The sequence below is a fragment of the Lactobacillus sp. UMNPBX19 genome, from assembly GCF_002553805.1.
Taxonomy (GTDB): domain Bacteria; phylum Bacillota; class Bacilli; order Lactobacillales; family Lactobacillaceae; genus Lactobacillus.
This window is the reverse complement of sequence record NZ_PCYR01000004.1, coordinates 1-14,012: the sequence shown is the minus strand read 5'-3', so window position 1 is coordinate 14,012 and position 14,012 is coordinate 1. Positions and strand designations below refer to the sequence as shown.

Genomic DNA, 14,012 nt, shown 5'->3' with positions numbered 1-14,012 from the left:
CACTTTTGCGTACATGATAGTGGAGGTTTTATTTATATGAATTTGAAAGAATTTTGTTTAAGGTTAAAATTACAGCAAGGTCTTGGCATTACTACTATAGGAAAAATTGTAGCAAATTTTACTGCTGGTGAAGAAGTAACAGTTGACAAAATAGAGAGTTTATCATTAAAATCAAATATCCAAAATCTTGTTTTAGCTGCAATGAAAAATGATAAGTTTAATTCTTGGATTGAAAGAATTGAATTACAGTGTGATGTTATCACTATTTTTGATACAATCTATCCAAATGCACTCCGTGAAATGTATAATGCACCAACACTTCTTTTTACTAGAGGGGATTTATCCTTGCTTAAAAAGGAGATTACAGTTATAGTTGGCGCAAGACAGCCGACAAATTATAGTCGTTTTGTCTTAAAACAATTAATTCCACAGCTGATACAGCAAGATTTTGTTATTGCTAGTGGCTTAGCACGCGGAGTGGATGGAATTGCTCATCAAGAAACATTAAAAAATAATGGTAAGACAATTGCCGTAATTGGAAATGGACTCAACCATTTTTATCCGCAAGAAAACAAAATGCTCCAGGAAGAAATTATGGCCAAGGGACTATTGATCAGTGAATATTTACCGGATACTCCTCCAAGACCTTATAGATTTCCTGAGCGCAATAGAATACTTGCGGGCTTAAGCAAAAATATTATTGTGACTGAAGCTAGAAAAAGATCGGGCTCTTTAATTACTGCAAATATTGCTTTAGAAGAAAATCGCAATATTTTTGCAGTTCCGGGACCAGTCTCAAGTCCCCTGTCAGAAGGCCCTAATGAGCTAATTGCCGCTGGTGCTTATCCATTGGTTAATGCTGATTTTAAAAATTTGCTTTAGTTGACAAGAGTAAAATTTTTGGTATTTTAGAATTTGGTAAAAATTGTGCAAGGAAGGGGCATTCTATGCCTACTAAACGAAAAAATAAAAAGAATTTAGTTATTGTTGAGTCTCCTCATAAGGCTAAGACAATTGAAAAATATTTAGGAAGAAATTATCATGTTATCGCTTCAAAAGGCCATATTCGTGATTTACCCAAGTCTCAAATGGGAGTTGATGTAGAACATGGCTATGAACCAAAATATATCTCCATTCGTGGAAAAGGCGATACGATTAAAGAATTAAAGAGCGAAGCTAAAAAAGCAAAATATGTTTATCTTGCTTCCGACCCGGATCGAGAAGGAGAAGCAATTGCTTGGCATGTCGCTCATGCATTAAATTTAGATCCAAAAGAACATAACCGCGTTGCTTTTAACGAAATTACTAAAGATGCTGTTAAGAATGCCTTTAAGAATCCAAGAACTATTGATATGGATATTGTTGATGCTCAACAAGCTCGTCGTGTCCTAGATCGTTTGGTTGGTTATTCAATTAGTCCGATCTTGTGGCAAAAGGTAAAGAAAGGCTTGTCAGCTGGACGTGTTCAATCCATTGCCTTGAAGTTAGTAATTGATCGTGAAAATGAAATCAAGAACTTTAAGCCAGAAGAGTACTGGACTATTGATGCTGATTTCGAAAAAGGCACAGAAAAGTTCAAAGGTGCTTTTTATGGCATTAAGGGCAAAAAGCAAGAGTTGCCAAATAACGAAGCAGTTCAAGATGTTTTAAAGCGAATTGATAAGCGGAAAAACTTTGAAGTTACAAAAGTAGTTAAAAAGGAAAGAAGACGTCAACCGGCTGCTCCTTTTACCACTTCAACTATGCAACAAGAAGCAAACAAGCGCTTAGGCTACAGAACTCGTCGAACAATGAGAATTGCTCAATCTCTTTATGAAGGTGTGAACCTTGGTAAGGGATCTGTCGGTTTGATCACTTACATGCGTACTGACTCAAAGCGTATTGCCAATGTTGCAAAGCACGAAGCTTCAAAATTTATTCATGAAGAATATGGTGAAAATTACGCAGCAGTTAAGCCACAACATTTTAAAAATGATGCAGATGCTCAAGATGCCCATGAAGCAATTCGTCCTACTTCAGCTTTTAGAACTCCAGCTTCTGTAAAAGAGTATTTAACAACCGAAGAATATCGACTATATACTTTAATTTGGTCAAGATTTATTGCTAGTCAAATGACTCCAGCTGTTTACGATACAGTTAGAGCTGATATTGAGCAAAATGATGTAACCTTCAGAACAACTGGCTCAAAACTTAAATTTGCTGGATTTACGAAGGTATACGATAACCAAAAAGAAAAGAGTAATGAACTTCCTGAGTTAAATGAAGGCGATAAGGTTAAGCTTAAGAAGACTGATGATCGTCAACACTTTACTCAACCACCTGCACGTTATACAGAAGCTAGTTTAGTTCGTGCTCTTGAAGAAAACGGCGTTGGTCGTCCATCAACTTATGCACCAACAATTGATACCATTCAGAAACGTTACTATGTAAAACTTGAAGGTAGATCAATTGTACCTACAGAATTAGGTGAAATCGTAGATAAGTTAATTGAAGAATTTTTCCCTGATATTGTTAATGTTGACTTTACAGCTCAACTTGAAAATGACCTAGATGGGGTTGAAGTAGGGAAGAAGAATTGGATTAAAGTAGTTGATGAATACTACAAGCCATTTTCTAAAGAATTAGATAAAGCAGATCAACAAATTGAAAAGGTTCAAATTAAAGATGAACCTGCAGGCTTTAACTGTGATATTTGTGGAGCTCCAATGGTTATCAAAATGGGACGCTATGGTAAGTTCTATGCTTGCTCACGCTTCCCAGATTGTCGTAATACTAAACCAATCGTTAAGAAGATTGGCATAACTTGTCCTAAGTGTGGTAAGGGCGAAGTTATCGAAAAGAAATCAAAACGTAACCGTAAATTCTACGGCTGTTCACGCTACCCAGATTGTGACTTTGTTTCATGGGATCAACCAATTGGTCGTAATTGTCCAAACGATGGTCATTTCTTAGTTCAAAAGAAGAACAAGAAAGGACTAGTAATCCTTTGTCCAAATGGTGATTACCGTGAAGAACCAGAAGAAAATTAAATTATAATAAAAATCAATGATATCATTAAAACGAAAGCGGTTTAATGATATCATTTTTATATAGACTTGAAAGAGTCGAGCAGAAAGGAAAGATTGCATGGTAAAGAATGTAACCGTAATCGGCGGAGGTCTTGCAGGGAGTGAAGCTGCATGGCAATTAGCTAAGCGTGGCATTGAAGTAGATTTATATGAAATGCGACCTAAGAAAAATACGCCTGCTCATGAAACTGCAAACTTTGCAGAATTAGTATGTACTAACTCAATGAGATCTAACCAACTGTCAAATGCTGTTGGTTTATTAAAAGAAGAAATGCGACAGCTGGATTCCTTAATTATGAAAGCAGCGGATGAAACTGCAGTACCTGCTGGTGGAGCTCTAGCTGTTGATAGAGATAAGTTTAGTGCAGTTGTAACTAAAACTTTGAAGGACTTGCCAAATGTTCATGTTCATGAGGAAGAAATCACTGAGATTCCAAAAGATGGTATCACGATCATTGCGACTGGTCCATTAACCTCAGATACACTCGCAGAACAAATTAAGGAGTTTTGTGGTACTGACTCACTTCATTTCTTTGATGCGGCTGCTCCAATTGTGGCAGCTAGTTCCATTAATCGTGATATTGTGTATAAAAAATCACGTTATGACAAGGGTGAAGCTGCATATTTGAATTGTCCAATGACTAAAGAAGAGTTTTATAATTTCTACAAAAATTTAGTTGGGGCCGAGACAGCTACCTTACATGGCTTTGAAGATAAGAATGTTTTTGAAGGATGTATGCCAATTGAAGTAATGGCCAAAAGAGGAGAAAAGACAATGCTCTTTGGTCCACTCAAGCCAGTTGGTTTAGAAGATCCTAAGACTGGAAAAACTCCTTATGCAGTTGTGCAATTGCGTCAAGATAATGCAGCTAGCACAATGTATAACATCGTTGGTTTCCAAACTCATCTAAAATATGGTGAGCAAAAGAGAGTCTTTTCAATGATTCCAGGTCTTGAAAATGCAAAATTTGTTCGCTATGGTAAAATGCACCGCAACACCTATATTGCTAGCCCTGAAGTTTTGAATGCAAATTATGAAGCCAGAAAGCAAACTGGTCTCTTCTTTGCGGGACAAATGACAGGGGTAGAAGGTTATGTTGAAAGTGCCGGTTCTGGGTTAGTTGCCGGAATTAATGCGGCTAGAGAAGCTTTAGGAGAAGAAACGCTAGTCTTTCCTAAGTCAACTGCCTTGGGTTCTATGGCCAACTACATCACAACCACTAGCGCAAAGCATTTCCAACCAATGAATGCTTCCTATGCACTCTTGCCAAAATTAGATTACAAGGTAAGAAACAAACAAGAACGACACTTAGAAATTTCAAAGCGAGCATTGAAAGATCTTGAAGCCTTTAAGGAAGAGAAGAAGCTTGATTAATAATGTCTAAAGAAAATGATAAATTAGTCAAACAATTTCAAGATTACTTGAACTATGAACGTAATTATAGTAAAAATACTGTAAGCTCTTACTTAAATGACCTAAATGAAGTTAAGGAGTTTTTTAAAGAAAATGGAGGCTTTAGCGGCTGGGATCAAGTCAAAAGTCGCGATGTTGAAATTTTCTTACAAAACTTAGCGACTCAAAATAGGTCAAGAACTACTCAAGCGCGTAAAATGTCTAGTTTAAGATCTTTTTATCGCTTTCTCGTTAAGCGAGAAGTGCTAGATAATGATCCAATGCAGACAATTAGTTTAAGATTAGGCGAAAAGAAATTACCACAATTTTTCTATGAAAAAGAAATGCGGCAGGTCTTTGATAGTCTTGCTGGTCATGAAAAGTTGGTAGTAAGAAATCGTGCAATGTTTGAACTTTTTTATGCGACTGGGATGCGTTTAAGTGAGATAGCATCTTTAAAGCTAGATCAGATTGATTTTGATTTAAAGATTATCTTAGCTCATGGGAAGGGTAATAAAGACCGCTATGTTCCCTTTGGAAAAGATGCGGCCAATGCTTTAAAAGAATATTGTGATGAAAGTCGACTAGATCTACTAGGTAAAAATGAAGATCTAGGCTATGTATTTTTAAATAACCGGGGACAAAAGTTAACTGGCCGCGGAATTGAATACATTATGCAGCAAGTTTTTATTAAAGCGGGAGTTGGTGGAAAGGTTCATCCCCATATGCTTAGACACTCTTTTGCAACTGAAATGCTTAATAATGGAGCAGACCTAAGGAGTGTGCAGGAGCTTTTAGGCCATGAATCTTTGTCAACGACGCAAATCTATACTCATGTCACAATGAAGCATTTACAAGCTGATTATCAAAAATTTTTCCCAAGAAAAGATAAGAAAGACGAGGCATAATAATATGACAACAATTTGTTCTGTTAGATATAACAATAAAACCGCCATCGCTGGTGATGGTCAAGTTACCTTAGGTGAAAAAGTTATTGCTAAGGCAACTGCTAAAAAGATTAGAAGAATTTATCATGATCAAGTAGTAATCGGCTTTGCTGGCGGTGTTGCAGATGCAGTTAGCTTGCAAGATATGCTTGAAGGAAAGCTTGAAACTTATTCTGGTGACTTACGTAGAGCTGCCGTTGAAATGGCGCAAAGCTGGCGTAAAGATCCAACTTTAGCTAAATTACAAGCTATGGTAATTGCTTTTAATGATAAAGACTTATTATTAATTTCTGGTAATGGTGAAGTACTTGAACCAGATGAAGACGTGGTAGCTATTGGTTCTGGTGGTAACTTTGCCCAAGCAGCTGCAATTGCCATGACTCGCCACAGTAATGGGATGAGCGCAAGTGAAATTGCTAAAGAAGCTGTTAAGATTGCTTCTGGAATTGATGTGTTTACAGATGACCACATTACTACTGATGAAATCTAGGTGAAATATTTTGACTGAGAAAAAAACTCCAAAACAAATTGTAGAATTACTTGATAAATATATTATTGGCCAAAACGAAGCTAAAAAGTCTGTTGCTGTTGCATTATATAATCGCTATCGTAGATTGCAACTACCAAAACAAATGCAACAAGATATTACGCCAAAAAACATGTTAATGGCAGGGCCTACTGGTGTAGGTAAGACCGAAATTGCACGTCGACTTGCTAAAATTGTCGATGCACCTTTTGTAAAGGTTGAAGCAACTAAGTTTACTGAGGTTGGTTACGTTGGACGTGATGTTGAATCAATGGTTCGTGACCTAGTTGAAGAAGCAGTTCGAATGGAAGAAAAAGATCAATTTGAACATGTTAAAATGCAAGCTACTAAGAAAGCTAATAATCGTCTAGTGAAGTTAATTGTGCCCGGAATTAAGCGTGAAAACCGTGAAAATTCCATGCAACAAATGATGCAAATGCTTTCCGGTAACTTCAACATGAATCAACCTCAAGATAATGAAGAAGTAACTGATGATATTCGTAATGAACGTCTTAGCGTAGCTGATCAACTTAATAAGGGATTACTTGAGAATCGTGAAGTTACCATCGAAGTAGAACAAGCTCCAAAGGTAAACCCAATGGGCGATATGATGGGCCAAATGGGAATTGACATGTCAAGTTTGATGGGTGACCTAATGCCTAAGAAGACTGTTAAGCGTACATTAAAAGTATCAGATGCACGTGAAGTTTTAATTCAAGAAGAATCAAAGAAGTTAATTAACTACGATTCTCTCTACCAACGTGCAATTGAGCGTACTCAACAAAATGGTATTATCTTTATCGACGAAATTGACAAGATCACTGCTGGTAACAAGAAGACCTCTGGTGAAGTTTCTCGTGAAGGTGTACAAAGAGATATCTTACCAATTGTTGAAGGTTCAACTGTTTCAACTAAGTATGGTCCTGTATCTACTGACCACATCCTCTTCATTGCAGCGGGTGCTTTTGCCGAAAGTAAGCCAAGCGATTTAATTCCAGAATTGCAAGGACGTTTCCCAATTCGTGTTGAATTAAATGCCTTGACTCAAGAAGACTTTGTTAAGATCTTAAAGGATCCACAAAACTCACTTTTGAAGCAATATATTGCACTTCTTAAGGCTGATGGTATTAAATTAGTCTTTACTCAAGAAGCAATTGATCGAATTGCTCAAATAGCTTTTGAAGTAAATCAGGGAACTGACAATATTGGTGCACGTCGTTTAGCAACTATTTTAGAAAAATTACTTGAAGATGTTCTTTACGAAGGACCAGACATGAATATGGGTGAAATCACTATTACTCAGAAGTATGTTGATCAAAAATTGAGTGATATAATTATTAATAAAGACTTAACAAAATTTATTTTGTAATTTTAGTAGATAAAGAGAAGTTAAATTATGGATTATCAATTAAAGAATAATTTTTTAACAGTAACACTTTCTGATAAGGGTGCTGAAATTCAAAGTGTTAAAGATGTAAATAGTGGTCGAGAATACATGTGGCAGGCAGATCCCGAAATTTGGGGACGGCATGCTCCGGTTTTATTCCCAGTAGTTGGACGTTTAAAGGATGATCAATATACTTATGATGGTAAAACTTACCATATGGGACAACATGGTTTTGCTCGGGATGCACAATTTACTGTTGAAGAACAAGATGATAAGCACATTGTTTTTCTTCTAACTTCTAATGAAGATACTAAAAAAATGTATCCATTTGATTTTGAACTGAGAGTATCTTACAGTTTAATGAATAATTTGCTGGAAGAACACTTTACAGTAACTAATACTGATACTAAAGAAATGATCTTTGGTATTGGTGGCCACCCAGGTTTTAATTTACCAACTGATAATGGGTTGAATAAGAATGATTACTACTTTAAGTTTGATCCTTCAATGGACCATGTGAAGATTCCTTTAAAGGCACCATACCTTGACTGGGAAAATCGTTCTTTGCTCGCAACTGATTCGATGTTTGAAATTAGTGATGAATTATTTAAGGATGATGCCTGGGTCTTTGAATTAAAGCAACCTAACAAGATTTCTATTAGAACTGATAAGAGTGACTATCACATTAATGTCAAAATGGAAAATGCACCATTTGTGGGTTTGTGGTCACAATATCCTAAGACTGGCAACTATATCTGTATTGAACCATGGTGGGGCATTGCAGATACTTTAGATAGTGATGGTAAACTAGAACATAAACGTGGCATGAACCATCTTGCTCCAAGTGAAGTTTGGGAGAATGGTTTTACAATTGCGTTTCATGATAAAGCTAAGTAATTAAGATAAATAAGACTTTGGTTGAAAGATCAAAGTCTTATTTTGTATACAGGTGAAAAAATGAAGATTGGATATTTAAAAAATTTAGGTAGACATGAGTTGGAACAGGCAGCAGGTAAATGGCAAACTTTACATAAAGACGAAAAGGTGAGTTTAGAGCCTGTTTCATATGATGAGATTGAAGTTAAGATTCAAAACAATGAGTTAGATGCAGTCTTAGTTAATTCAAGGCATACTATCTATCAGCAACTAGCTACTTATCCGGTTGATGAGGTTGCTTTAGTGGCCCTGGTGCAAGCGGGTAATTTTAATAAATATCAACAAACTGTTGAAGTGAGTGATTTAAAGAATTTGCCTTGCATTATGGTAGCAGGAGTAGAGGAAGAAAAGAGTGAATACCACTATTTAAAAGATGTTCTTCAAGTTGATAGTGATTTACTTGCGGTTGAAACCTTAGGAGAAGCAATTTTAATGGTTGAATCTGGATCTGGCTACTTAATTATGAATGAAAAAACAGCCACCCATATTGAGAATGACCAAGTACAAAAGTTGTTCTTGTTGCGAGATGGAAAACAATTCACTGAAGAATATGCTTTTATTGCTAAACCAGAAGATCAGCGAGTAGAAGAATTGAGCAAAATATTAAAAGAAGATAGCAATTAAAAGTAAAATAATTATGTAAAGCTATGAAATAATATTACTTAAAAACTCTAGTGCAAAACTAGAGTTTTTTTATACCTTGGCGTATACAAGTTCCCATTATGGTGGGAATTTTGTTAAAATAGAATATATGTTCTAGAGAGGGTGAAAAGAAGTGCTAACTAGGTCACATCGAATTTGCAGTATTGCAATCGTGGAACTAAGCTTATTATTAACTAATCGTCTATTGATCGATCCAGTTAACAACATTATTATTCTGGCTGCGACTGCGATTGGCGCTTCTTTACCTGATATTGATGAATATAACAGTTCTGCAAGCAAGAAGTCAGTGATCAATTTTAGTCTTTTTCTTAAACATCGTGGGATTACTCATTCTTTCCTTGGCTGGGCCATTTTTTCTGGTGGTCTATATTATTTAATGAATAAATTTATTCCTATTCATATCAACAACTTAACTTCTCAGAATTATTGGAGTGCGCTTTGGTTTGGGCTAGTAATTGGCTATTTTTTGCATCTAGTTGAAGATAGTTTCAGTAAGCAAGGAGTAGAGTGGCTAGCGCCATTCTATAAGAAAAAGAGAAAATCACCAATTCATTATAAGGTTGGAGGTTGCTTTGAGAACTTTTTAACTATGATGTCTTATTTAGCAGTAATTATGATGACTTTTTATTGGATTTGGCTTTCTTTGACACCTGCGACACAAGTCTTTTTGTTTTGAAAAGTAGACTTAAGCCTGTAAGATAGGTACTGGGGGGAAGATTCCAAGAGAGGAGTCCTGAATATGTCCCAATTATTAGTAATAGCCGGTTTAATCGGTATTTTGTATGGTGCAGTTGAGCTTAAAGCCCAGCCAATTCCAGTTGAAAATGACACAGTTCATAAAGGACGTTAATTGACCTAGATGACCAAGAGTTAAAATTGCTCTTGGTCATTTTTAGTTTAACCAGTATACTGGTAGAAAGAAGAATATTAAAGGATATGAAGTATGGATTCGAATGAATTAATTTTTACTAAATTAGAAAATAAACGTTTACGTTATAATTTGCTTGCGGACATCTTGCTAATTCTTGGAGGCATTTTAATGTTTAGACAGCCTCCAATGAGTCTTTTATTTCAATTACTTGGAGCCGGCTTAATTATTATTGGAACCGTATTTACTTTTTTATCATTTCGAGTAAGGACTAGTAAGCAATATCATGACCTATCTTTATTAGTTAAAAATGAGCCAAGCAGTTTTAAGGAGGTCGTTAATTTATTTGGAGCAAAGTTAACTGCCTTAGCTTTGTTTGTGGGAATAGGTCTGATAGCATTAGCAATTTGCTTTTTCTTTTTACTTAGTCGATCTTGGATTAAAGCTTTATTGTTTTTCTTAACATTTGAGACTGTAATTGATTTTAAAGATTTTATGAATAATATCACAAAATTGAAGGATGAAAGTACAATTTAGGCTTTCATCCTTTTTATATCAATAAAAATATTTGTGATTTTATGAGCATATTATTTTACTTTAATTATTGGATTGGATATTATAGTAATATAAGAATTTTGCTTTCGAGAAAGAATCACTTTAAAACACTATATGATTGCTTATTCTGTAAATTTTCCTGGGTGGGAATAAGCAATTAAACTGGAGCTGATTAACTGTTAACCAAAATATAGAAATTTATAGAAGAAGATGGAAAAATTAGCTTATTTAGAAAGCTAAACATGGAAAATAAGCTTTAATTCAATACTTACTTGTTTTGCTTTCCTTCCTTAGATAAACTTATGTTTGTATTTTAGGAGGTGAAGCAATGATTAAAACTCAAGTAGTTAAGCTAAAAGTTAATAAGACCATGCAAAAGCATCTCGATGCTTTATGCGACTATCGCAGATATTGCTGGAATAAAGGGCTCGAAACTTGGCAATTAATGTATGAAGCATATACCTTGAACAAGCAAGATAATCCAAGTCCCAATGAACGCAGAGTCCGTGATGAACTAGTTGCTTATAAAGCAGATTGGCAATATGGTTTATCTGCTAGATGTTTGCAATTAACTGTTAAAGATTTAGCCAATGCTTGGAAGAACTTCTTTAATAAGTCACAACCTGATTGGGGAATGCCTAGTTTTAAATCTAAGAAAGATCCCAGACAAGGCTTTAAAACTGACAGAGCTAAGATTGTGAACGGTAAACTTCGACTTGATAAACCTAGAAGTGTCTCAAAAGAAGATTGGTTTGATTTGTCTAGTTATGAGGCCTTAAAGATGAGTGAAGTTAAAGTAGTAAGTATCTTCAAAGAAAAAAACGCTTATTATGCGGCTCTTCCCTATGAAGAAAAGATTGAATATAAATCTAAAACTCATCAAAAGACAGCAGTTGATGTCAATGTCGGTCACTTTAATTACACAGATGGACAAATCAATGTTTTGCCAGCTAAATTGCAAAAGCTTTATAAGCGTATCAAACATTATCAAAGAATGTTAGCACGTAAAAGAGAAGTTAACGGTAAGTTAGCTACAAAATCATATAATTACTATGTAGTGAGAACCAAACTGCAAAGAGATTATCGCAAAGTAGCTAATATTCAAAATGATCTTTTACAGAAGTTTACTACTAACCTCGTAGATGATTACGACCAAATTGTAATTGAAGATTTAGCAGTTAAAGAAATGATGATGACGCATGTAGCTTCAAAAGGTATGCAACGATCATTATTTAGCAAATTCAGGCAGATATTAACTTATAAGTGTGATTGGTATAGCAAAGAATTAATCTTGGCTGATAAAACATACCCATCAACTCAAAGATGTGCTGAGTGCGGCTATGTCAAAAAAGGTGATGAAAAAATCACTTTGCAAGGCAATAAAAAGCATGGTACAAAACATAATGAGTATATTTGTTATGAGTGTGGCTATAGTAATGATCGAGATGAAAATGCGGTTTTAAACCTTTTAGCTTTAGCAAAATAAAGAAAATAAACAGGGCTGGCTAGGCCCTTAAGCTGTACGAGCTAGTCAATGTGATTACTCCTAGATTGGAATATCAGAATACTAGTGAAGACGACAGTAAATGAAACAAAGAAAGGAAAAAATATATCTTTCTGATATGTAGAAAATTCGTATTCTTCTACATATTTCCATGTTTTGTATAGCAGGTATTTTTATTGATAAGTATTGTTAAGAGTAAATCATTTGGTCTTGCAGCTGCAATGACTTTAATTTGTTCCGTGGCAGGTATTTTTATAGCAAAATTACCCTATGTTAACTTGATTGGTGCGTTGGTAATTGCACTTTTATTGGGAATTTCACTGCAGGTTTTACCAGTTGGGGTAAGAGAAGAAGCAGCACCAGGGATTGGTTTTATTTCTAATAAGTTTTTGAGATTAGGAATCATTTTACTGGGTTTTAGACTTAATCTTACTAAGCTAGCTGATGCTGGTATTAAAACAATTTTAGTTGCAATGCTAGGGGTAAGTGGAACGATTGTTTTGACTTACTGGCTTAGTAAAAAATTTGGGGCAGAAGATGAACTAGCAGTGTTATCAGCTTGTGGCTGCGGAATTTGTGGAGCAGCTGCTGTAATGGGCGTTTCCCCTCAAATTGAGAGTAGAGATGAAGAACGTAAAAGAGAAAACGAGGTACTTGCTGTTGCTGTAGTTTGTGTGATGGGAACAGTATTTACACTCTTAGAAATTGTGATTAAACCAATGCTTGGGTTAACAGATTCACAATTTGGTATTGTTGCTGGTGGATCTCTTCATGAAATTGCCCATGCTATTGCAGCTGGTAGTGCTTTTGGTGAAGCAAGTTTAGATAGTGCGTTAATTATGAAATTATCACGTGTTTTACTGTTAGCACCAGTTGCTTTAATAATTGGATACTGGTACCAAAGAAGACTGGTAAAAGAAAGTGCGCAAGATCATACACAAGCACCTAAGAAATTACCAATTCCTTGGTTCTTAGGCGGATTTGTTTTAACCAGTATTTTAGGTACTTTCTTACCATTCCCACCAGTAGTTTTAGATGGCTTAGTTCAAGCAGCATATGTCTTTTTGGGGATGGCAATGGCCGCTTTAGGTATTTCAGTTAACTTCAGTGTTATCTTCAAACGTGGTGGTACCGTATTTGGGGCTGCTGCAATTAGTTCTACTTGCTTGATGATCTTCATGATTATTATGAGTAAGTTATTCTTTTAAATTAATGATAAAAAGCCGATTGCTTCTCTACCAAGCAATCGGCTTTTTTACATTTGATCATATTTACTCCATTGATCCTGCAATTTTTCAATTAAAGGCATAAGACAAGTTTGGTTTTGCTTTAAGTAGCAAGCATAGAACTTTTGATGAGCCACCTCATCTGATAAGGGACGAGCGGAACGGTTATTAGGAAGATTATTACCCCATTATGAATCTAAACTAGTTAAATTAATAGTAAAGAAGGGGAGGACGGAATACTGTAAGATTTCGCTATAATCTGTTGACTCATCTTGGAAGATTATTTTGCTATCAGGAATTTCATCATGATAAATCTGGGTCCAAAAACCGATGTTAGCAGGGCTTAAAATCATTTTTCCTTTTAGCATTCTAAATGATAATTCTGAATTTTCATTAAGCTTACATTCGGTAGGTAAGTTAACTGACATGGATTCTGTACCTAAATAAGTAGAGGTAATATCACGATCTTCAATAGGAAAATTAAATGGTAGTGATGGTAGGGTTGATAACAAGTCATACCTTTCATTGCAGTATCTTGTTAGTGGGTGTAACAGTACTTGTCGTGTTTTGAAGATTAACGGCAAAAATGCACAGTATTCAAAGCTCCATGAAAATTCGCAAGTTGATAAAGCTCTCATTAAGTTTGTGTGGAATAAGTGATGTGTTTATACAAGCAATAAAACCAGCAATGCTTTTAATTGACCATGACCAGTATTTTATTGAACAAGTTGCCGATAAAAGAATTAAATTAGCAAACTAAACCATATTAAAAAATGGATAGGGGAAAGAAACCTATCCATTTTTATTTAGTTATGTGAAAAAAATGATTAATTAAAATTCAAATTTTCTTGTAAAAATAGGGTGAGTACGGTGGTCTAAGTAGGTGTAGTGACCCTCGAAATTCGGACACGGATTTCGGGGGTTTTCTTATGACCAAAT

General features: G+C 35.3%; 14 protein-coding genes. 13 read left to right on the top strand and 1 reads right to left on the bottom strand.

Annotation, left to right across the window (positions count from 1 at the left end; translation table 11 throughout):
• Nucleotides 1–36: 36 nt before the first annotated feature.
• From dprA to CP370_RS01975, 12 genes are all read left to right on the top strand, one after another.
• Complete coding sequence (gene dprA / locus CP370_RS02030; protein ID WP_004894562.1) at nucleotides 37–882, top strand: DNA-processing protein DprA; 846 nt, start codon at nucleotides 37–39, stop codon at nucleotides 880–882.
• 65 nt (nucleotides 883–947) lie between these two features.
• Complete coding sequence (topA, locus tag CP370_RS02025; RefSeq protein WP_087712958.1) at nucleotides 948–3,029, top strand: type I DNA topoisomerase; 2,082 nt, start codon at nucleotides 948–950, stop codon at nucleotides 3,027–3,029.
• 97 nt (nucleotides 3,030–3,126) lie between these two features.
• Nucleotides 3,127–4,443 (top strand): methylenetetrahydrofolate--tRNA-(uracil(54)-C(5))-methyltransferase (FADH(2)-oxidizing) TrmFO, encoded by a 1,317-nt coding sequence (trmFO, locus tag CP370_RS02020; protein WP_004894568.1) that lies wholly within the window; start codon nucleotides 3,127–3,129, stop codon nucleotides 4,441–4,443.
• Between the two features lie 2 nt (nucleotides 4,444–4,445).
• Nucleotides 4,446–5,369, top strand: coding sequence for a tyrosine recombinase XerC (gene xerC / locus CP370_RS02015; RefSeq protein WP_087712959.1), 924 nt, complete (start codon nucleotides 4,446–4,448; stop codon nucleotides 5,367–5,369).
• Nucleotides 5,370–5,373: 4 nt separating this feature from the next.
• Entirely contained in the window at nucleotides 5,374–5,898 is a 525-nt protein-coding gene (hslV, locus tag CP370_RS02010; protein WP_004894572.1) for an ATP-dependent protease subunit HslV, read from the top strand.
• 10 nt (nucleotides 5,899–5,908) lie between these two features.
• A complete protein-coding gene (hslU, locus tag CP370_RS02005) occupies nucleotides 5,909–7,303 on the top strand; it encodes an ATP-dependent protease ATPase subunit HslU (RefSeq protein ID WP_004894575.1) in 1,395 nt (464 codons plus the stop codon).
• 27 nt (nucleotides 7,304–7,330) lie between these two features.
• Nucleotides 7,331–8,218 carry an aldose 1-epimerase family protein gene (locus CP370_RS02000; RefSeq protein ID WP_004894577.1) on the top strand — a complete coding sequence of 296 codons (888 nt, stop codon included), beginning with the start codon at nucleotides 7,331–7,333 and terminating at the stop codon, nucleotides 8,216–8,218.
• A 60-nt stretch (nucleotides 8,219–8,278) separates the two neighbouring features.
• Complete coding sequence (locus CP370_RS01995) at nucleotides 8,279–8,881, top strand: LysR substrate-binding domain-containing protein (RefSeq protein ID WP_087713449.1); 603 nt, start codon at nucleotides 8,279–8,281, stop codon at nucleotides 8,879–8,881.
• A 151-nt stretch (nucleotides 8,882–9,032) separates the two neighbouring features.
• The gene (locus CP370_RS01990) at nucleotides 9,033–9,596 is read left to right on the top strand and encodes a metal-dependent hydrolase (protein WP_011161954.1); all 564 of its coding nucleotides are present in this window, start codon (nucleotides 9,033–9,035) and stop codon (nucleotides 9,594–9,596) included.
• A gap of 267 nt (nucleotides 9,597–9,863) precedes the next feature.
• Nucleotides 9,864–10,325 (top strand): hypothetical protein, encoded by a 462-nt coding sequence (locus CP370_RS01985; protein WP_012846243.1) that lies wholly within the window; start codon nucleotides 9,864–9,866, stop codon nucleotides 10,323–10,325.
• 346 nt (nucleotides 10,326–10,671) lie between these two features.
• A complete protein-coding gene (locus CP370_RS01980) occupies nucleotides 10,672–11,829 on the top strand; it encodes an RNA-guided endonuclease TnpB family protein (RefSeq protein ID WP_012846242.1) in 1,158 nt (385 codons plus the stop codon).
• 194 nt (nucleotides 11,830–12,023) lie between these two features.
• Nucleotides 12,024–13,055, top strand: a complete 1,032-nt coding sequence (locus CP370_RS01975; RefSeq protein WP_087712960.1) for a YeiH family protein — start codon at nucleotides 12,024–12,026, stop codon at nucleotides 13,053–13,055.
• A gap of 206 nt (nucleotides 13,056–13,261) precedes the next feature.
• Here the strand turns inward: CP370_RS01975 and CP370_RS09940 are convergent, their stop codons facing one another.
• Nucleotides 13,262–13,585, bottom strand: a complete 324-nt coding sequence (locus tag CP370_RS09940) for a hypothetical protein (protein ID WP_232457439.1) — start codon at nucleotides 13,583–13,585, stop codon at nucleotides 13,262–13,264.
• 13 nt (nucleotides 13,586–13,598) lie between these two features.
• Between CP370_RS09940 and CP370_RS01965 the strand changes: the two genes are divergently transcribed.
• Nucleotides 13,599–13,733, top strand: a complete 135-nt coding sequence (locus tag CP370_RS01965) for an alpha/beta hydrolase (protein WP_232457440.1) — start codon at nucleotides 13,599–13,601, stop codon at nucleotides 13,731–13,733.
• Nucleotides 13,734–14,012: the final 279 nt, after the last annotated feature.